The 20,956-nt window shown below is 45.5% G+C and carries 13 protein-coding genes; all 13 read right to left on the bottom strand.

The window, feature by feature from the left end; all coding sequences use genetic code 11:
- Nucleotides 1-2: 2 nt before the first annotated feature.
- Nucleotides 3-1,607, bottom strand: coding sequence for a response regulator transcription factor (locus LIZ66_RS02660; RefSeq protein WP_227200109.1), 1,605 nt, complete (start codon nucleotides 1,605-1,607; stop codon nucleotides 3-5).
- Nucleotides 1,582-2,613 (bottom strand): ABC transporter substrate-binding protein, encoded by a 1,032-nt coding sequence (locus LIZ66_RS02655; RefSeq protein ID WP_227200111.1) that lies wholly within the window; start codon nucleotides 2,611-2,613, stop codon nucleotides 1,582-1,584. Before LIZ66_RS02655 ends, LIZ66_RS02660 begins: the two co-directional genes overlap by 26 nt.
- A complete protein-coding gene (locus LIZ66_RS02650) occupies nucleotides 2,610-4,196 on the bottom strand; it encodes a sensor histidine kinase (protein ID WP_148461381.1) in 1,587 nt (528 codons plus the stop codon). Before LIZ66_RS02650 ends, LIZ66_RS02655 begins: the two co-directional genes overlap by 4 nt.
- Before the next feature lie 121 nt (nucleotides 4,197-4,317).
- Complete coding sequence (locus LIZ66_RS02645; RefSeq protein WP_227200113.1) at nucleotides 4,318-6,330, bottom strand: diguanylate cyclase; 2,013 nt, start codon at nucleotides 6,328-6,330, stop codon at nucleotides 4,318-4,320.
- A gap of 3 nt (nucleotides 6,331-6,333) precedes the next feature.
- Nucleotides 6,334-7,062, bottom strand: coding sequence for an HAD family hydrolase (locus tag LIZ66_RS02640; protein ID WP_118577735.1), 729 nt, complete (start codon nucleotides 7,060-7,062; stop codon nucleotides 6,334-6,336).
- A 359-nt stretch (nucleotides 7,063-7,421) separates the two neighbouring features.
- On the bottom strand, nucleotides 7,422-8,819 hold the full coding sequence (locus LIZ66_RS02635; RefSeq protein ID WP_227200115.1) for a S1C family serine protease: 1,398 nt from the start codon (nucleotides 8,817-8,819) through the stop codon (nucleotides 7,422-7,424).
- A 95-nt stretch (nucleotides 8,820-8,914) separates the two neighbouring features.
- A complete protein-coding gene (locus tag LIZ66_RS18955; protein WP_306467751.1) occupies nucleotides 8,915-9,076 on the bottom strand; it encodes a DUF6783 domain-containing protein in 162 nt (53 codons plus the stop codon).
- Between the two features lie 81 nt (nucleotides 9,077-9,157).
- Entirely contained in the window at nucleotides 9,158-9,661 is a 504-nt protein-coding gene (locus LIZ66_RS02630) for a GtrA family protein (protein ID WP_118577927.1), read from the bottom strand.
- 13 nt (nucleotides 9,662-9,674) lie between these two features.
- Nucleotides 9,675-12,110 (bottom strand): glycoside hydrolase family 3 C-terminal domain-containing protein, encoded by a 2,436-nt coding sequence (locus LIZ66_RS02625; RefSeq protein ID WP_227200117.1) that lies wholly within the window; start codon nucleotides 12,108-12,110, stop codon nucleotides 9,675-9,677.
- Nucleotides 12,111-12,227: 117 nt separating this feature from the next.
- Nucleotides 12,228-16,121: an ATP-binding protein gene (locus LIZ66_RS02620; RefSeq protein ID WP_227200119.1), complete on the bottom strand. Its 3,894-nt coding sequence runs from the start codon at nucleotides 16,119-16,121 to the stop codon at nucleotides 12,228-12,230.
- A 58-nt stretch (nucleotides 16,122-16,179) separates the two neighbouring features.
- Nucleotides 16,180-17,637, bottom strand: a complete 1,458-nt coding sequence (locus LIZ66_RS02615) for an ABC transporter substrate-binding protein (protein ID WP_227200121.1) — start codon at nucleotides 17,635-17,637, stop codon at nucleotides 16,180-16,182.
- A 320-nt stretch (nucleotides 17,638-17,957) separates the two neighbouring features.
- Nucleotides 17,958-19,853, bottom strand: a complete 1,896-nt coding sequence (locus LIZ66_RS02610; protein WP_227200123.1) for a leucine-rich repeat domain-containing protein — start codon at nucleotides 19,851-19,853, stop codon at nucleotides 17,958-17,960.
- A 246-nt stretch (nucleotides 19,854-20,099) separates the two neighbouring features.
- Nucleotides 20,100-20,924, bottom strand: a complete 825-nt coding sequence (gene larE, locus LIZ66_RS02605; protein ID WP_227200125.1) for an ATP-dependent sacrificial sulfur transferase LarE — start codon at nucleotides 20,922-20,924, stop codon at nucleotides 20,100-20,102.
- Between the last annotated feature and the right edge of the window lie 32 nt (nucleotides 20,925-20,956).

The following is a 20,956-nucleotide window of genomic DNA, read 5'->3' as shown; positions in this document are numbered from 1 at the left end:
CATCATGCAGTCCCCTTACTCCGATATTCCCTTGGACTGCACCCGGATTTTTTCTTAAACACATAACTGAAATAATGAGGATCCTTATATCCCACCTCCTGTGCGATCTCTCCGGACGACTTGTCCGTCTCGCGCAGGAGTTTTTTCGCTCTGTCAACACGTTTGCAGGTAATATACTCTACAAACGTCTTCTGCATATTCTGGCTGAAAATTGCGCTTAAATAGTTGGCACTCATATTCACCGCATCCGCTACTTCATTCAGGGAAATGGTCTCTTTATAGCAATTCTCATCAATATAATCCAGCACTTTCCTCATGGCGCTGTTGCCCTGAGACTCATTCTTCTCATCCCTGATATCAATGGCACTCTGAAGAATGTCCACACAATACCCTGCCACCTGTGATGCCTTGATGCTGGTATCCTGATATTTTCCCTCGATCCGTTCTGTATAACCCTCTTTTTCCACACCAATGGATTCCAGATACATAATAGTTGTAAACCGAATATGAAGCACCACATAATCCCGGAACATTCTGGACTCCAATGCCTTACTCATTCCACCCAGATATCCCTGAACGAACTCCTGGATCTCACTGCTGCTTCCTTTTGTGAGAAAATCCTTGATGATCTCAGGATTCAGCTGTGAAGAATCCACTGCTGCCAGCCGGTTCTCCCCCTGCGAGTTTACATAACTTTCCAAAGTTTCTTCTGTAAGCACATGAAGCCCCGGCACCATAAAACGATATGCAAAATAATGATTCACGCTCTGATAACACTGGGAAAGCAGGCTCAATCTCTCCACTGGTTTTCCTACCGCCACATACCAGTCCATCTGCTCTTCCCCTTCGCAGGCCCGTTTCACATACTCCACGCAATTATCTGTCAGCTCTGGAAGCCGGGACAATTCCCCCTTTACCAGAACTCCATAACTGTTTACATTCCAGCGGAAAAGCAGATACTGGGGATAGCGGAGAAAATAATGAAGCACTTCATCCTGTTTCCGAAGAAAACCTGCCATCTTGTCCTTATTTTTCTCCTGTAAATACAGGAAAAGCAGATTATATCCTGCTGCCGTAATTTCTATGGACTGACGCTCTGCCTCATCATAAATCTCCTTAACCGACAGCTCGCCCTCCAGAATTTTCTCCATAAAACGCCGTCTGGAAAACTGCTCATACTCCTGGATCTCATTCTGGAACTGGGTGCGGTAGTCCTCCTGCTCCTGATCCTGCTCGATCTTATCTTTCAGTTCAAGAAGTACATTTTTCAGCTTCATTCTGGTAACCGGCTTCAGAAGATACTGGTCAACACCAACTTCAATTGCCTGTCTCGCATATTCAAAATCATCATAACCACTGATAATAATAATCTTCATCCGCGGAAATTCTTTGCTCACAATTTTACTTAAGGAAAGCCCATCCATAAAAGGCATTTTAATATCCGTGATCAATACATCCGGCTTCGTCTTACGGATCAGAGGCAAAGCCATTTCCCCATCTGCTGCTTCCCCTACAAAACGGTATCCAAACTGATCCCAGGGAATTCTGTCCCTAAGCCCTTCCCGGATCACCGTCTCATCTTCAACCAGAAATACCTTCCGTAACATTTTCTTCCTCCCCAACGTTCTCCTGGGTATACACCCGCTCCGGAACATAATATGCTTTCTCTATTTCTTTGCCAGCTTCCATATCCTGAATGATCTGCTCCACGTATTTTCCCTGGTCAGGATTGCACTGGACATCAATGTTGATCTCACCGTTTCGCACCAGCTCCACGCCCGCATCCACTGCATCAAAGGAAATTACTGTAATATCGCCGTTCACTCCGGCAGTTTTTCCTGCTTCTCTGATAGCTTCAAGTGCTCCAAAAGTCATGTCATCGTTCTGTGAAACCACCACATCTATGTCCTCATACTGATCCAGAAGCCTTGCCATCTCTTCTTTTCCCTTGGCTGTGGTAAATTCTCCGTCTACCTGCTGCAAAATGTTCCAATTGCGCTGCACCTTTGCCACTTCATTGAATCCACGGGTTCTGCCGATGGTCGCGGAGGCGCCTTTGGTTCCTTTCAGCACTACGATGTTAACTTCGTCATCTTCCCTGCCCTGCTTTTTCATGTAATCCTCAAGCCAGTAACCGGCATCCTGTCCTTCGCAGACAAAATCGGAACCAACCCAGGAAGCATAGAGGGAGTCATCATCCACAGAAACCTTACGGTCTATGAGAATTACCGGAATCCCGGCATCCTTCGCCTCCTGAAGCACAGTGTCCCAGCCAGATTCCTCAATAGGAGAAAGTACGATATAATCCACCTGCTGGGAAATAAAGCTTCGGATGGCCTTGATCTGATTGGCCTGTTTCTGTCTGGCATTGTCAAAAATCAGCATGTAGCCGTTTTCCCTGGTGAAAGCGTCCTGAATGGACTGAGTGTGGGCACTTCGCCATACAGATTCGCTTCCCACCTGGGAAACACCTACTACGATCAGATTGTCGTCCTCCGCAGGAGTTTCCTGCACTTTACTGCTGCTCAAAGGACTTCCCAGAAGAACCAGTGCCACAAGCACAAACACAACCGGTGCTACAGCCCAGATGTTTTTTCTTATAAACTGTCTCATACGCCTGTCTCCTCCTGCTGTGGCCGTCCACCCTCAATTATCTTATTGGCATTCTGCTGTTTCGGATTACTTTTTATTTTTTTATTTGCGTCAGAATTCACGCTGTTGCCGACTTCAACTACTTTTGCTGTATCATTCCCTGTTTTCTCAACCGGAGCTTCCAGAAGAGCCGGAATTACAATCTCCACTGTAGTTCCCTTACCCTTCTGTGACTGGATCTTCATTCCATACTCCGGTCCGAAATACATGTGGATACGCTCATTTACATTTGCCAGGCCAAAGCCCTTCTCCGTCTCCTGGCAGGGCTTCTCGATCTGCTGACGAAGCTGTTCAAGCTCATCCTCATCCATGCCCACACCATCATCCCGGACAGTCAGACGGATAATATCTCCCTCTTTTTCCCCATGAATGTGAATACATCCCTTAGCACGTTTATACTTGATTCCATGGTAAAGTGCATTCTCCACCACCGGCTGAAGAGTCAGCTTCAGAATCTGATATTTATAAATTACCTGATCCAGCTGAATGTCATATTCCAGAATATCCCGGTAACGCATTTCTTGGATCTGGAGATAACTGCTGATATGCTTCTCTTCTTCCTTAATGGAGATAAATTCCTTCCCTTTGCTGAGGATCTCACGGAAAAAGTCCGACAGTGTAACAACCATGGTCACCGCTTCGTCCGGCTCATTGGACTCAATCAGCCACACAATGGTGTCCAGCGTATTATAAAGAAAATGAGGCTGGATCTGCTCCTGAAGAAGGCGCAGATCTGCTTTTCGCATTTTCCGCTCGTCTTCCTTCACCTTATCGATCAGAGACTGCATGCTTCCTGCCATTTTGTTAAAGCTCACTGCAAGCTCAGCCACCTCATCCTCGGAATCCGCCTGGGCTCTGGCATTAAAATCACCCTGAGCGATTTTCTCCGTAGCCTGGTTCAGCTGACTGATAGGCTGTATAATACCGGAAACGATCATCACCGCGCTGACTGCAACCACAATGATCAGCACGCCGATCAGCACACTGCACACCACCATAAACCGCCTGATCTGATCCTGCAGGGTATCCGTGACCTTGTCCATATAACGTGTCTGATAATAAATATAATACTGAATATCGTCCTGGATCAATTCCGTCAGAATGTAAATATTGTTGTCCAGTTTCTCAATATTCTCATTATATCTGCCGCCGGCAGAAATGCTGTCCACAATATCGTCCACCCTTTTTTCCAGGGTATCGATATTGCGAAGAAGGCTCTCCAGCCACAGCTTGCTCTCAGATTCTGTGGTAATGGCTGTCAGTCTGGTAAACTCGCTGCGTAATTCATCTATTAAAGTATATGGATTCTTAAGACTTTTGTCTGTTTCGATGGTATCCAGAGTGACATAGCCAACAACCAGCTTATACAGGCTCTCGTCCATCTCTTCTTTGAAATTCAGATTGTAATTGTTCGCTACAGTCATGTTGCTTACGATCTCATCGTAGGTATTGCTGTAGCTTGCCATCGAGGCAAGAAGATACATCACAAGAAGAATAAACGGCAGTGTTACCACTGCCGCCAGTGTAAGAATTTTCTTTTTCATAAAGTAAAACTTACCCCCACTCCCGCAGGTCCCCCGACCTGCAAATGCTCCTGTTCACGCTCTTTACCAAAAACACTTCGCCAAACAATACCGCAATATATTACATTATAATAATCCCTGCCTACTGCACCGTCTCAATCATCTTCCCCACATAAGAATTCTGCACACGCATAGGCTGCTCTGCGGCTCTCTTCATTTCCACCTGGATATTGCCCTGAATATCCTGCAAACACTCCAGAAGCAGCGGATTGAAGGTTCCGCACTCACCAGCCAGGATCATCTCCATAGCCTTCTCATGGGAAAATGCTTTCTTATATACACGCTCACTTGTCAGTGCATCATATACATCCGCAACGGAAACCACCTGGGCTGCAATCGGAATTTCTTCCCCCTTCAGACCATCCGGATAGCCCTTGCCGTCATAGCGCTCATGATGCCATCTGCAAATCTGATAAGCAACCTTCACAAGCTCTTCATTCTGATAAACGCCAAGACTCTTCAGCATGGAAGCACCGATCAGGGTATGCTTTTTCATTTCCTCAAACTCTTCATTTGTCAGTCTGCCTGGTTTATTCAAAATCTTCTCGTCGATTCCCACTTTACCAATATCGTGAAGGGCAGATGCTATTGTGATCATGTACTGATCAGACCATTTCAGATCATATTTGTCTGTTTTCTGCATCAGTCTGTCCAGCAGAAATCCGGTCAACATCTTTATGTGCTGAACGTGCTGACCGCTCTCTCCATTACGAAATTCTACGATATGGCTGAGAATATCTATCAAAATTTGACTATTTTTTTCTTTTTCTCGAATTTGATCCGTTACAAGTGTGATTAGGTGCCTCTGTTTTGCGTATAATTTAATAGTATTATATACACGCCGGTAAACAACCCTGGCATCAAACGGGCGGCTGATATAGTCTGAAACTCCCATTTCATACGCCCGGCGTATATATGATTCTGTCTCCTCACTGGAGATCATGATGACCGGAATGTCCTCGATCCAATGATTCCGGTTCATCTCCTCAAGAACTGCAAAGCCGTCCATGCCAGGCATTACAATATCAAGCAACACCAGTGAGATTCCTGCACCATACTCCCGAAGCACGGAGAGACATTCCTCCCCATTGCTTACTTCCATAGTCTTAAAATCATGGTGCAGAATCTCCGCAAGAATATCACGGTTCAGCTCAGCATCATCCACGATCAGAATCTGCTGTTTCAGCTCATCACGATTAACCTCTGCGCCATCTGCATTTCCATCTTTTATCTCATTAGACTCGGTTACCACCAGATTCTTACGGGTTTTCGCCTGGTACATAAAGCGGTCAGCTCTTCCTACCACACTTCCCAGCGTTTCATCGACCCCGGCAATTGTTCCTCCAATACTCACAGAAAGCTGAATCCCGGCATATCCCGGCACAGTAGCCAGATGGATCTTATCATGGATTTCCTGCAGTCTTCCGGCAAATTTCACTTCTGTTACTCCGGGAAGCACCAGAAGAAACTCATCCCCTCCATAGCGGATCAGAATATCATCCTTGCGGATATGCTTGCATATGGTTTCTGCAACAACAGTCAGTGCCATATCCCCGGCATTATGTCCATATGTGTCGTTATAAAGCTTAAAATCGTCCAGATCGATCATGGCAATTCCAGCCGGTCCCATCTTGGACTTCAATTCTTCTTCATAATAACGTCTGTTGTATGCCTTCGTAAGAACATCCTGATACAGTCTCTCGTTATATCCGGTAAGGCTGCTGATCAGGCGCTCATGATCTTTCCGGTCGATCAGGCTGCTTTTGTCCATTTTCTTCAAAAGCTCCATTACATAAGGATTACCGTCAATTTCCAGATATTTAGCCATGATCTGATAAATGTCATCTCCAATAAATTCCAGCTTGCACAGCTCTGCCTTCCGTAAAAAGGCTTCCATTGCCACACAGCCCTGGCAAAAATGTCCTATGCACAAATCTGCTTTTTTTGTCTGTCCGCCCTCTGCTGCCAACAGACCTTCTGCATTCAATTTCTCCAGTTTTTCCTGGTCAAGAAGCCTTACAAAGTTAAAAACCCTACGGTAACAGACCATCTCGTATTCTGCCTGCTCCATGGTGATTTTGTAATCTGATACCATACTTTATCCATCCTTCTTCGTTGTAAAGCATATTTGGACAATAAGCTTTCTCAACTCTTCCTCTGTATATGCAATATAATCTGGTTTTTCCATACCTTCCGGAACCGTATAACGGTGATGGTTCATCCAGATGGTCTTCCATCCGGCATTTTTTGCACCTGCAATGTCATTCTCCAGAGAATCCCCGATCATAAAAGTATTCTCCGGCTTCATTCCCCATTTTTCTTCTGCCATGCGGAATATCTTCACATCCGGCTTGACCACGCCCACACCTGCAGACACGATCAGCTGATCCTCTGTAAACCATTTATCAAGTCCCAGTGTGTGAAACTTCTGAACCTGATGGGAAAAAGGTCCGTTGGTGATCACGCCCATTTTCACTCCGGCAGCTTCGCATTCGTCCAGCAGTTGTGTCATTACCCCTGAAACATGAAGATGGGACTGATTCTCTTTATATCTCTTCTGGAAGAGCTCTGCCTGCTCTCTGGTAAAGGGAATTCCCAGGTCTTTCATAGTATTTTCAATTCTGTAAATCCGGGATTCATGAATGGAAACCTGTCCACTCTCGCTGAACAGAAACATTTCAGCGCTTCTTTTCCCGAAGATCCGGTAAAACAGCTCCGGATCCGGAAGCTTCCTGCCCAGACTGAACTCACAGGCTGTAAGCAACGGCTCCATCTGGCTATATAAGGTATCATCTATATCGAAAACCAGAAATCTTTCGTTGTTCATTTTACTGACTCTTTTCCTTGTTCGTATAATTCTTAAAAATATTATGCCGCAGTCTGCCGACAATAAAATAATTATACCTTTTTAATGTAGGTTACGCAATCTGTTATTCAATTTTCTATGTGTTTTCTAACTATTTCAAAGCATAGTATGTTTGAAAATCAGTTTCTCAATCGGCACGCCCCGCTTTGTGGGAGAGTTTGCCCGAAAAAAAGAGGTCCACCTTTTTTACAGATGAACCTCTCTCATTCTATTATTTACATTTCCGTGGCTGAATCAATCCCGGTTCTCCTGCCTTAGAGCGTGTCTAAAAAGCATTCCGGCAATCTGTATGCCTTACTAGAGCGTATTCGCCCAAGTGTTTAATTCCAGCCCTCGCCGTACTGGAGACCTGAGCCGCCTTCGTTATTCTCCCAGTCTTCCAGAAGATTATCATCCTGGCTGCTTCCCTGACCGTCACCGTTGTCCTTGGAATCCGTACTCTGTGTATTTGTGTTCTTACCAAGAGTTACAGTTACCGTCTCTTCTTTGTAACCTTTTCCATTCGGAACTTCAAGGGTAAGCTCTACATCCTCACCGGGCTCGTAGTAGGAAAGGAAATCAATCAGCTGTTCCTTGGTTGTAACAACCTTGCCTGCAAATTTTGTAATGATGGATTTTGCTTCAATGCCAGCCTTATCAGCTGCACCGCCTTCTGTTACGTCTCTTACAAGAACGCCTTCCGGAACACCATATGCTTCACTTACTTCACTGTCAACACTCCGAACTGTGATTCCCAGAACACCGTGGTTATCAACTTTATCTCTGGTCTCCTCATTCATCAGGCTCTCCAGCGTATCTGTTACATCAGAAATTGCAATTGCATAACCGATACCCTCAACCTCTGTGGAAGCAAGCTTTGCAGAGTTGATACCAACAACCTCACCGTTCATGTTCAGAAGAGCACCGCCGCTGTTGCCTGGGTTGATTGCTGCATCTGTCTGGATCAGGTTTGTAGCGGAATTGCTGTCGCTGTCATAATCGCCGACTGTATCATCAGAATTCAGCTGACGGTTCTTGGCACTTACAATACCAGTTGTTACGGACTGACCATAACCAAGTGCATTACCAATTGCAACAACCTGTGCACCAACCTTCAGGTCATCGGAATTACCGATGGTTGCGATCGTAATGGCATCCATTGTATCGCTGTCAATATCATCCAGGGAAACTGCTACAACAGCAAGATCCTTCTCGCTGTCATAACCTTTTACCTTAGCCTCACATGCTGTGCTGTCACAGAAGCCAACAGATAAGGTCTCCGCACCTTCTACTACATGATAGTTGGTTGCGATCAGAAGCTCGGAATCATTCTTACCAATGATAATACCGGAACCGCTTCCCTGAACCTCCTGTTCCTGGGATGGTGAATAAGCACCGTACTGACCAAACATTCCGTAGTAGCTCTGAACCTCTTCTACAGATTTGGTTGTAATGGAAACGATGCTTGGCATTGCCGCTTCTACAATATCAGATACATCAAGGCTGCCCTTTGCTGTACTCTCATCTTTGCTGTCATCCTTGGAATCATCCGATTTCTTCTCGGATTTCAGCAGCTCAACCTTATCTTCGCTTGCTGCCTGTACGCTCTGCTCATAGCCTGTCAGATAGTTAACTCCTGTATATGTTCCTGCTGCAAGACCACCTGCCAGTACAGCACAAAGACTAATGCTTGCTGCCTTTTTAAGTTTTCTCTTTAATTCTTCATTTCTATTCTTCATGATAAAAGCCTCCTTTAGAAACTCCTTTATGTTCTTTTCATTTGATAGTTCACAGTATATAGACAATTTGTGTTCTCTTTGTGGGAAAAATGTGTTTAAATTGTTAAATTCCGCCTTTTAATATTAGAGCGTGTTTGAAAAATCATTCCCGCAATCTGCACGCCCCACTTTGCGGGAGATTTCACCCGAATTCGGTTGCCGTAGCCCGCTACGGCGCCCTCATCCGAGCGAAATCTCCCACAAATTGTGACGCACATCTTGCAGAAAGCCTTTTTCAAACACGCTCTAGCATTAAAAAACCCGGACTGCAAGGCAATCCGGGTAAAGAACAATCATCTTTATTTGTTCGGCATGATCCAGAATTTCATGGTCGGGTAGCTGAGAACTACCTGAACCAGAATGTTCAGAACATTTGCGAGTGTAGGTGCAAGTGCTTCGGAAATACCGATGTTTACGAAAAAGCTCTGGCTGTAAGCCGGAAGTGCTGCGGATACAAGCACCAGCACAACTGCAAGTACAATGTATTTCGGTACAGCCTTCTCAAACGCTGCATTGGATTTGAAAACCAGATTCTTCTGTACAAAGAAGTTTACGGTCTGAGCTGCTGCAGTTGCAACCAAAAAGCTTAAAAATCCACATAAACCAAGATTGGACTCGATATTATCTGCGTAATTGAACACCAGAAACTTAAATGGTGTATTTGCAAAGCTTTTGAAAATAAAACCGGTGCACAGCCACATGATAATGAAGTTTGTAATAGTTGCGCAGTTGGATAATACGTTAAATTTAATAAACTCCCAGATGTTTGGGTGATCTTCGATTAACTGTTTGATTTTTCCCATAATGATACTCCTCCTATTTCTGCTCTTCCAGATCTTTCTCATACTGCTTGTTCAGCTTCTGGTTTCTGAAAAATCCGCTGATTACTTTTCCAAGTCCGCTGAAATGACCGTTTACAACCTTTAGAAGTCCCTCTACCATTTCCATGGAAACCATACCGCCTGTCATCTTAGCGATTGCACGGAATGGCATGTTATACTGGAACAAGGTGTTGAGATCCGGAATTCCCGCTGCCTCGCTCTTTTTCAACTTTTCACCCAGCTTCTTACAGATGAAGCGGGCAATTCCGCTCTTTGCGTAATACATCTGGCAAAGGGCATCGTTCATGCCAAGCTCGCCGCTCCAACTTCCGTCCGGAATGGAATGTCCCAGGATCGTCTCGTACTCCTCATTTACGACCTGCTGGATTTTTCCCTCCACGTAAGAAGAAATGCGGTTAGTATAGTATGGCATTACCTCAGTGGTTCCGATAATGGCAAGAGAATCCTGAAGACGGATATCCGCACAGCTTGCACCGATCATAATGCTGTAAACGCCGCCTTCTACTTCCCATTTATTTGTCTTCATATTCCAGTAACGGAATGTCTTGTCGTCGAACTTAATGGTAACGGTTTTCTCCTCGCCTGCCTTTAAGAACACCTTGGAAAAGCCTTTCAGCTCCTTGACCGGGCGGAAAACTTTTGCTCCCGGAAGTCCTACATAAAGCTGGGCAATCTCTGCACCATCATACTTTCCGGTGTTGCGAAGGGTAAACGTCGCCCCATCCGGCTTCACCTGAAGATTGTCATATTCAAATGTAGTGTAGGAAAGACCATATCCAAATGGATAGTTTACCGGCACACCTGCGGTGTCGAAGTAGCGGTATCCTACGTAAATTCCCTCTCTGTACTCAGAGTTCCGCTCCTGTGACGGATAGTAATTGTAAGAAGGAGTATCCTCATATTTCTTAATGTAAGTTTCAGCAAGCTTTCCGGATGGGTTGACTTTACCGGAAAGAATATCAAGCACTGCACCTGCACCTGCCTGACCCATGAGAGCGGTGTGAAGCAGGGCTTTGAAATGATGGTGCCATGGCATTTCAATAACAGAACCTGCACTGATGATACCAATCATGTTTGCGTTGGCTTTTGCCAGCTCCTGGATCAGGTTGATCTGGTTCTGCGGAATGCGGAGATGCTTGCGGTCAAGACCTTCTGTCTCGCTTTTCTCGTTCAATCCGAAGAAAAACAGAACCACATCAGAACGGCGGGCAAGATCTACGGCCTCTTTTTTCATAGCTTCGTCTTCCTTGCCATCGCGCTGATAACCGCGTACAATTCCAGTCACAGAGATTCCGCTGGTCTCCAGCATGTCCTTGATGGAATCTACTTTTGTGGAGTTTACCATGGAAGAACCTGCGCCCTGGTATCTTGGATCAAAAGCAAAGTCACCGATTACGGCTGCCTGAACCTTCGCTCCAACCGGAAGGATTCCGTCCTCATTTTTCAGAAGTACTGCGCTGTTCTCGCAGGCAAGACGTGCCAGCTTGTGGTGCTCCTCATGAAGGGCTTTCTTGTCTGCCACTTTTTTATAATGCTTTGCATTCTCGGTGGTGGTAAGTACCAGATCAAGAAGCTCGTCTACGCGCTCGTCAATGTCCTTCTCGCTGATCTTGCCGCTTTCTACGCTGGCAAGAAGCTCTCTCGCTGCATCAAGTCCCGGAGTCGGCATTTCCAGGGTAGAACCGTTCTTTACACCGAGAGAATGGTCGTTAGAAGCACCCCAGTCAGTGATAACAGAGCCTTCGAAGCCCCACTCGTCACGGAGAATGTCTTTCAGCAGATGCTCGTTTTCGTTGGCGTAAACACCGTTTACCTCGTTGTAGCTGCTCATAACCGTTTTCGCGCCACCCTCTTTGATGGCAATCTCAAAACCGGTGAGGTAGATCTCACGGAGAGTTCTCTCATCTACCACTGCGTTCATTGCCATACGGCGAAGCTCCTGGCTGTTTACAGCGAAATGCTTTGCGCAGGCTGCTGCTCCTGTGCTCTGCACACCGCGGATAAAAGCAGCTGCCATTTTTCCGGAAAGATAAGGATCCTCGGAAAAATACTCGAAGTTACGTCCACAGAGAGGATTTCTCTTAATGTTCAGTCCAGGTCCAAGAAGAACGTTTACGTCTTCTTCCATGGATTCTTCACCAAGGGCAACGCCTACCCTCTGCTCCAGCTCTTCATCCCAGCTGTTTGCCATAGCTGCCGCTGTAGGAAAACAGGTTGCCGGTACTGCTGGATTGATTCCCAGATGATCTCCTGCTCCAGCCTGTTTACGCACACCATTCGGTCCGTCTGAACAGAAAATCGCCGGGATATCCAGACGCGGGAAATCTCTTGTCTGCCACTCGCTTTTTCCGCTGAGGAATGCGGCTTTTTCCTTCAGGGTCATGTTATCTATGATATTCTGATATTTCATGCTTGTGATCGCTCCCTTCTATATTGCCATAAATATAACATAACCCCGTCTGTAAAAGACGGGGTTATCACAAACTGTCAATATATTGCACAAGATGCATTAAAAAACCATTTATTTTTATCCCAGCACTTTCTGCAGCGTTTTCTCCAGCACCTGCAGATTCACAGGCTTGGAAAGATGTCCGTTCATACCGCTTGCCAGGGAACGTTTCACATCCTCGTCGAAAGCGTTGGCGCTCATTGCGTAAATCGGAATCTTTTTGCAATCCTCACGATCCAGATTCCGGATGGTCCGGGTTGCTTCCAGTCCGTCCATTTCCGGCATCATAATATCCATAAAGATCATATCGTAATATCCGGGAACGGATTCTTCCATGCGCCGCACAGCTTCTTTTCCGTTAACTGCCTGCTCGGTTTTAATTCCGTAATTTTCAAGAATCGTACAGATAATTTCCATATTCAGCTCATTATCCTCAACCACCAGGATTCTTTTTCCCGGGAAGCTGATCTCCTCCGGCTGGCTGGTGACCGTAGTCTTCTCTCCGCTTACCGGCTGAAGCTTCACGTTAAAGCTGAAGCTGCTTCCCTTACCAGGCTCACTTTCCAACTTAATATCGGAATCCATCATCCGCACAATTCTTCTGCTGATGGCAAGACCAAGACCAGTGCCCTGTTTTCTTGCATTTTCAGAATTATCCGCCTGCTCAAACTGCCGGAAAATAAGCTGCTGTTTCTCAGGTGCAATTCCAATTCCATCATCCCTGACTTGAAAATACAGATTGGAAAAGCCTTTCTCTTCTTCCGTCTCGCGAACGGTCAGCCACACATGTCCATCTGGCTTGGAATACTTCAGCGCATTTCCCAGAAGATTTACCAGAACCTGGTTCAGCCTTAGGGAGTCAGCCAGAAACCAATGGTTTTTCAGCTGGATATCTGCTATATACTGAATGTTATTTTCGTTCAGCTTCGCTTCCAGCAAAGGATGAAGTCCCTGTATCATTTCCATAAGATTACATTTTTCTTCGATCAGCCTCATCTTTCCGCTCTCGATCTTGGACATATCCAGAATATCGTTGATAAGCCCAAGCAGATATTCCGAGGAGTGCTCGATTTTTCTCAGACAGTCGATCCGCCGCTCCTCAGTCTGTCCATCCTTCAATGCAATCTCCGTCATACCGATAATACCGTTCATAGGAGTACGGATCTCATGAGACATACGGGCCAGGAAATCCGATTTCGCCTTGGCAGAAAGATCATGACGCTCCAGATTCAACCGGTTCTGAATAATTGCGCTGATTTCTTCCAAACACTTACACTCTTCTTTTTTCTCCAGAACCTCCTGGTCAATGTCCTGGAATACAATACTTCCGGAATACTGTCCGTTGTCTGTCATATGGAATACAATATCGTTTCTGCCTGAAGCAAAAGGCTGAATCAGCGGCTCTTTCAGTATGCTTTCCCCGGAAGTCAAAATCTGCTGCATTTCCTGTGTCTCCACAAAATGCTGGTATTGCTTCTCAGAACAGTGGACCATACCGTCCCATCCATCCTTTTTCTCCCAGGTTTTCCAGCAGTACAGCAGGTTATTTACCATATATTCTCCATTGAAATGAGTGATCACAATGTCTGCCAGATGGTACTTTTCCTGCAGCTTCAACGCCAGAATATCAAGAACCACAGAAGTATCACCATCTCTGTCAAACAGGTTCAGAGCTATGGAGGAAAGTGTCATTTCCTTCAGACGTTCCAGAGAAGCCACCTCCGCAAATGCCACATCAGCAGCACAGGCTTTTTCCTCCGCTGAAAGCTCCTCATAGAACATGATTTCCCGCTTTCCATGACGTGCAGCTGTAAGAGCAATCTTCGTCTGTTCAAGTGCCTCAGACAGCGAATTTCTGCTTCCTGTAACTGCGATTCCGCATTTCAGGGAAAGGGACAGATACTTCTCATCTGTAAGCGCCCCAAAATCCTTTTCCAGTCTCTGCACACTACTCACGATCGGTCCGGTCGTACATACCGGCAGCCATACCAGCATCTGGTCTGCACCAGCCCTGATATAAATACCACCGTTTAAACCGTCCTCCTGGAAGCGCTTCGCCAGCAGACCGGCAAACTGCTCCAGGATAATATCTCCGAAGATCAGGCCATAACGCTCATCTATTTTGGAAAACTGCTGGATTTCCAGGAGTACCAGTACTCCCTCCGGGTCATCCCGACACAGTGTTTCCACAACCTCCAGTCCACTTCCAAGGCGGTAAAAAGAAGTAATGGAGTCATAAATCTGCTTTCTTTTCTGCGCCTGCTCCAGAAGCTTGTGCTGATGTACATTGTGAATGCAGCCAACGATCCTGCTGCGCTCTTTATTCTCGTCAAAAGTAATGCTTCCGGATAGATTTACCCACTGAAATTCTCCATTGCCATGCTGCAGACGAAAATCAACATCCAGAACTCCTCCTGAGCTTTTTACCGCGTTTATCAGTTTTGCCTTATCTGCCGGATGGATACTGTCATTATCAAGAAATTCCGGATGCTTTCCGCAGTCCCATACACCGTCATTGCCTTTACTGTTAACTATTTCCAGCAGTTTTTCCTTACATTTGTAGGTAAAAAAGGCATCCTGGGAACTTTCTACCGCAATTCGATAGCGCTCCTTTTCCTCCAGAAGCTGATTCTCTGTCTGCATCTGAGCATCCGTCAGATTCTCTATCACTTTGTGGAGCTCATCAAGCTCCTGAATACCTGACTCCTGAAAACTGTGAATTCCCTTCACTCCGCCTCGTACACTCTCCACCAGATGGTAAACCGGTTCCGTCGCATACTGGACAAGAAAATAAACCAGAATAACTGCCATCAGGGCACTTCCCAGAATCGCTCCCAGGATTCTCTCATAAACATCGGAAATCAATCCATACACAGAATCCTCTGCAACAAAACCGCACAATGCCCACTGTGTATCTTCATACGGCACATTTCTGCTGTACAACTCCAGATTGCTCACAAGTCCGTAAATCTTCTGTTTCCCAATGGCAGCTCCTTGTACCAGCCTCAGATTCCCCTGCACCGGCTCCGCCAGAACAAAGTCACTTCCGTCCCGGGAGGCCGCATCATACAGCGCACCTTCACCGGCAATTCCCTCATAATTTCCATCTCCATGGTCTACCACAAGGGCAAATCCTGCATTCAGATCAGAATCCAGGTCTTTTACCGGAAAATATTTGGTCAGATCATTCACTCCCACTTCAATTCCAAGCACACCGTAAACTGTTTTACCATAAACAAGAGGTACCGAATAGGTGATCATCTTATGATTATCCATATAGAAATCTTCCAGAATAAACGGCTTTGACCAGTACCCCAGGTTTGCCATACTGGTGCGGGAATCAACGTAGTTTGCTGCTGTTATATATGGCTGGTAAAAAAAGTCATCCGCATCTCTTTTCCCATTGCCCTGGAAGCGGAAATCTGTATGCCAGGAAGTATCCAGTGAAATGGACATGTTCTGTGACAGGACCTTACTTCCACGCTCCATCAGCAGATCCGTGCGGGAAGCCGTTTTGGTCTGGGGATCTGAGTCTCTCACCCAGAAGCCTTTATATTCCCCTTCCGAATCTGTATCGCTGTCATTTCCCAGAACCAGAAAAATTCCAGAAGTGGAATTGTACTGCAAAACCTCCACCATATCGTAAAAAACTGTTTCCAGATATTCCTCCTGGACTCTCCCTGAGCCCATGAAGCCCTGCATGTCCATCTGATGATTGCTCAATACCTTTGTCAGCGCCGAGGAAAGATTATCACTTTCTTTGTTCACGCTACTCCACTGCTCGATCATATCGTTCTCCAGGACTACCTTACGGTTCTCCACCGTATGACTGTCCAGACCGATAACTGCATTCTCCATGTTTGAGCGGATTCCGCTGAAAATCAATGTCAGGAATGGGACTGCACCCTGTACAAACACAATGATCAGTATAGGAATCAGAAATATGTTCCAAAGAGATTTCTTTTTCTTCACAGTCCTCCGCACCTCCTTATGTCCAGAATCTGTCTAAAAAACCACTTTGAATGTTTTTTCAAATACACTCCAGGCTATGGCAGAATTCTGTATACCAGCTCTGGAAATTCTCATCTGTCAGATACTGTGCAAGAGCCTCTTCCCGGCTCTCTCCGTCTGCGATTGCATCGTCCATGGCATCTTTATCAGCCTTTGCCTTGTCAGCCAGAGAATAATCCAGGATCTTACGGGCACTGTAGCTATTGTCAAAGGCTCCAATTGTATAGAAACTTGTTTTATCAAAGTCTTCCATTTCCGTTGTAAAACAATCGTAAACCTTCTGGTTGACTTCTATATTATTCTCTTTAATAACGGAATCCAGTGCGTCTACGCTGTTGGCTTCTTTCAGAACCGGCATATAGGAGGATTCGCATACAAAGCGCAGGTTCTGGTTCTTCTGTGTGAACCATTTCAGGAATACACTTGCAGCATACTCATGTTCCTCATCAGACTTGGTCACTGCCATTCCGGCACCTTGCTGAACTTTTATGTTCTCGCCGCCCTCCATAACCGGAGAATCACATACGATGTAATCAATCGGATAGCTTTTATTCCCTATTTCCACGGTATCCGGGAAGTATACGGCAGAAGATGTGGAGCCCGTGTATGCAAGAATATCTCCTGTCTTCACATCATCGGAACGGAATTTTCCAAGAGATGCGAAATAGCCCTTCATATATGGTACATAGTAATTATCCCAAAGGCGGCGGATCAGATCTTCGTCTGTGTTTAAGGTCATTTTTCCATCTTTCACCTGGAAAATTTCCTTTCCCATCTGCTTCATGCCAATGATAAAATAGTTGGACATGGAGTCTCTGCCGTAGAATGCTTTTCCATCGTCCGGCACATCCGGGGTCTGCTCATCCGTCCACTCATAGTAGCGCTGTGCAACCTCTGCAATACCTTCTGTAGTGGCAAGTTCCTCCACTGTAGTTCCAGTGGCTTCTGCAAAAGGCTCCCAGTCAGTCTTATTGATCATGGTGATCTCTGTGGATTTGGCAACTGGGAAAAGATATAAAGCGCCATCCTGGTTAAAATAGCCCTCCTGGATGTAGGAATCTACATACCTGGACAACTCATCTTCTGTAAAATACACGGAAAGGTCTGCCAGCTTATCCTGCTGCTGTACTGCGTAAGCAGTATCAGAATAGGAAGAAAAAATATCCGGCAGTTCTTCTGCTCCTACTTCTCCGTTCAAAGAGCTGTTGACTGCTTCCTCAAGGTCGGATACGGAACCCTGACTGTAGCTCTCCACGTAGATACCCTCCTCTTTTCCAACGGAGGCATTAAATTCCTTTACAAGGGTGTCAAACATTGCCTGTTGGGCACCGTTGTAATAATGCCAGATCGTCAGGGACACCGGGTGATCCGAATCCAGCTTTACAGATTTACCGCTTCCGTCCTTGCTGCTTCCACAGCCAGCTAAAGATGCGGTCATTATTGCGATTAACATCATTGCCACACATTTTTTCTTCATACTCTTTTACTCCCTCACGGCACCTGATACCGCAGCTTAACTCAATATATACTTCTGTCTGCAACACTGTCCAAAGACCTGCTGCCATGGCAGACCAGAGCGTGTTTGAAATCCCAAATCTTCAAAACAAAAAGCCCCTGCAACAGGTAAAATGCATCGCTGACTTCTACGGGATACAATATCCTTTCCGGCGTTTTTACATGTCACATGGGTAAATTTATAACACATAGGCTTATTATAGGAAATGTGAGAAAAAGAATCAATAAATATTCATGAAAAAGGACAGAAAATATTTCATTCCTGTCCTTTCAAAATATACGTTATTTCACAGTCACCTTACACTTAACTGTTTTCTTCCCTGCTTTCACCGTAATTACGGCTGTTCCTTTTTTCTTTGCAGTAATTCTGCCCTTGGAATCTACCTTTACCACCTTGGAGGAGCTGGATTTGTAGGTGATTTTTTCTTTGCTTGTTACTGGTTTTAAAACCGGTTTCAGGGAATATTTCTGATTTTTCTTTAATTTCAGTGTTTTCGGCACACCTTTGATCTTTGTGGTTTTTACAGCGGTTTTCTGGACTTTTACGGTAACAGACTTTTCATATCCGCTGTTCAGGTATATGTGAATACGGGTTTTGCCTGTAGTTTTACCGGCGGTAATGTTACAGGTTCCATCTGAACTAACAGATACATCTGCAATACTCCAGTTATCCGTACTCCAGGTGGAAATGAAATCTCCCTTTGCAAGCCCGGTTACTTTCAGACACTTCGTCTTCTGTCCGGTCTTCAGCACAATACTGGACTGATTCAATTTCATTGTTGGCTGCAGTCTGTCCCGGGTAATTTTTGTTTCCTGCTCACCGCATGCACTGCAGGTACGTGTCTGGACTTCTTCCTCATCCACAGTTGCTTCCTGTGTTACTGCCCATGCAGAAAATTTATGTCCGGTTGCTTTTATTGTAGTTCTCTTTTCCGTATCGCAATATCTGCAGGTGTATTCATCGACTCCGTCATCTGTACAGGTTGCATCTTCATGCCATGACCTTACCCAGCTATGTCCGGTTGCTGGAATTGTCTCTTTCTTTTTGTCACCACATCTTCTGCAGGTATAAGTTTTTTCTCCGTCACTTTCACAGGAAGCATCTTCTGTTGTTTCCCCACGGTTCCAGTCATGACCAAGTGCCGGTGTTTCTTTTGTATAGTAATCACCGCAAAATTCACAGATTTCTTCTTCAGATCCCGAATAGGTACAGCCACTCATTTTTATCACATGTGACTTGTAGGAATGGGTATGGTTCGGATTGTAGCTGTAATATACGGTTGTATTTAAATCACAAATGTATCTGGGCTGCCACGTGCTGCTATTTGCATAGCAGCGGATACTTCTCAGCTTGGCACAGTTTTTAAACGCATCATTTCCTATAGATGTCAAACTTGCCGGGATTTCTATGGTTTCCAACGCATTACATCTGCCAAAAGTCTGATCTCCAATTCTGGTCAGGCCTTCTGAAAGCTTTACACTTGTCAAGCTGGTACAGCCCTGGAATACACCGCTTCCGATGCTCGTTACGCTTGCAGGAATAGTTATGCTTGTCAAACTGCTGCAGTTCCAGAATGCCTGAACTTCTATTGAGGTTACCGTTCCCGGAATGGTTACACTTGTCAGACTGGTACAATTGCCAAATGTCATACCATCTATGGTTGTTACGCCTTCTGGAATTGTCACACTTGTCAGATTGGTGCAGCCGGTAAATGCACCGGAACCAATGCCGGTCACTCCTTCAGAGATAACCACGCTTGTTATTTTAGTGTTGCCAGCAAATGCATCATCTGCGATGCTTCCAGTTCCGGAAATTACCAGTTTCCCATCATCTGACAAGGTGTAGGTAATTCCTGTGTCTTCTCCATCTGAAAAAACCAGGGCTTCGTCTGCTGTTGCCGCTTCCTCATTCTGCCATTCTGCAGCTGCTTCCATGCCAGACGCATCTGAGAATGAATCCTCGGATGACTGATCCTCCACCTGATCCATCTCCGGAGTCTGAACCTGTTCCTGAACCTCATCCTGATTGTCCAGACCCTCATTCTCCACTTCGTCAAAAACTGCTTCCGCTACTTCCTCAGAAGAAAAATCAGCTCCACTTACTGCCAGTGCTGCTCCGTCTGCACTTGTGATTGCCAGCAGCAATGCTGCAGCCAGTGCCAGTCGTCTGTTTCTCATACGCTTTACCTCGCTATTCTTTTTTTCGTCCTTTCAAACACACTCCAGAGGCAAAGATTTTTCCATTGATATCTGCTGTATAACACTAAACGCTTCCCCAAAATGGATAACCTGCTATTCTGCAAATGAGCCCGCAGCATACTCCCTCCCAAAATTTGTCAGACGATTGATTTAATGATAAAGCAAAACAGCATTTAAAACAATTAACTAACAGCATAGTATAGACGATAATTCATAAGTCGAAAACTATTTCTTCAATGTCTCATTCATACTTCCCATTCGGTATCCCTGAAGATCCATGGTCACGTATGTGAAGCCGTATTCTTTGAATGCTTTCACGATCTGGTTGCGGTTCTCCAGGACTTTCTGGAGTTCATCTGGCAATACTTCAATTCGTGCCAATGTACCATGAATACGCACACGAAGCTGATGAAATCCCAGATCCAGAAGAAGCTGTTCTGCCTTGTCTACCATACCAAGTTTCTCCTTCGTGATAGTCTCACCGTATACAAAACGGGAAGAAAGACAGGCGAAGGATTGTTTCTCCCAGGTGGGAAGGCCAAGATCTTTGGACAGGGCACGGATGTCCGCTTTATACAATTCGCTTTGGCGCAGCGGGCTCTTCACCCCCAGCTCTGCAACAGCCTGTAAACCAGGTCTGTAATCACCATTGTCGTCCATGTTGGAACCCTCTGCCACTGCATTCAATCCCTCTTTTGTGGCAATGTCCCAGATTTTCTCAAATAATTCTTTCTTGCAGATATAGCAACGGTTAGTCGGGTTCTGGCAGAAGCCCTCAATTTCCAGTTCTTCAGACTCTACTGTAATGTGGCGGATTCCTTCCTTCTCACAGAAGGTCTTCGCCTCTTCCAGTTCTCTCTTCGGGAAAGAACAGGACATGGCAGTAATCGCGATACATTTATCCCCCAGCACATCGTGTGCTGTTTTCAAAAGAAACGTAGAGTCCACCCCGCTTGAAAAAGCCACAGCCACACTTCCCAGACTGCGTAAGTATTCTTTTAAAGCTTCGTATTTATTCTGCTGCTCTTTGGTTGCAGTGATTTCGCTCATATGATTATCCTCCTGCGGCGGTAAATTTAGTC

It is taken from the genome of Blautia faecis (genome assembly GCF_020554845.1).
Lineage (GTDB): Bacteria > Bacillota > Clostridia > Lachnospirales > Lachnospiraceae > Blautia_A > Blautia_A faecis.
This window is presented reverse-complemented; position numbering and strand designations above follow the sequence as displayed.

Bases quoted from the DNA above. Each gene is read 5' to 3' on its own strand.
- LIZ66_RS02660 (WP_227200109.1), bottom strand. From the start codon at position 1,607: ATGTTACGGAAGGTATTTCTGGTTGAAGATGAGACGGTGATCCGGGAA.
- LIZ66_RS02655 (WP_227200111.1), bottom strand. From the start codon at position 2,613: ATGAGACAGTTTATAAGAAAAAACATCTGGGCTGTAGCACCGGTTGTG.
- LIZ66_RS02650 (WP_148461381.1), bottom strand. From the start codon at position 4,196: ATGAAAAAGAAAATTCTTACACTGGCGGCAGTGGTAACACTGCCGTTT.
- LIZ66_RS02645 (WP_227200113.1), bottom strand. From the start codon at position 6,330: ATGGTATCAGATTACAAAATCACCATGGAGCAGGCAGAATACGAGATG.
- LIZ66_RS02640 (WP_118577735.1), bottom strand. From the start codon at position 7,062: ATGAACAACGAAAGATTTCTGGTTTTCGATATAGATGATACCTTATAT.
- LIZ66_RS02635 (WP_227200115.1), bottom strand. From the start codon at position 8,819: ATGAAGAATAGAAATGAAGAATTAAAGAGAAAACTTAAAAAGGCAGCA.
- LIZ66_RS18955 (WP_306467751.1), bottom strand. From the start codon at position 9,076: ATGTGCGTCACAATTTGTGGGAGATTTCGCTCGGATGAGGGCGCCGTA.
- LIZ66_RS02630 (WP_118577927.1), bottom strand. From the start codon at position 9,661: ATGGGAAAAATCAAACAGTTAATCGAAGATCACCCAAACATCTGGGAG.
- LIZ66_RS02625 (WP_227200117.1), bottom strand. From the start codon at position 12,110: ATGAAATATCAGAATATCATAGATAACATGACCCTGAAGGAAAAAGCC.
- LIZ66_RS02615 (WP_227200121.1), bottom strand. From the start codon at position 17,637: ATGAAGAAAAAATGTGTGGCAATGATGTTAATCGCAATAATGACCGCA.
- LIZ66_RS02610 (WP_227200123.1), bottom strand. From the start codon at position 19,853: ATGAGAAACAGACGACTGGCACTGGCTGCAGCATTGCTGCTGGCAATC.
- larE (WP_227200125.1), bottom strand. From the start codon at position 20,924: ATGAGCGAAATCACTGCAACCAAAGAGCAGCAGAATAAATACGAAGCT.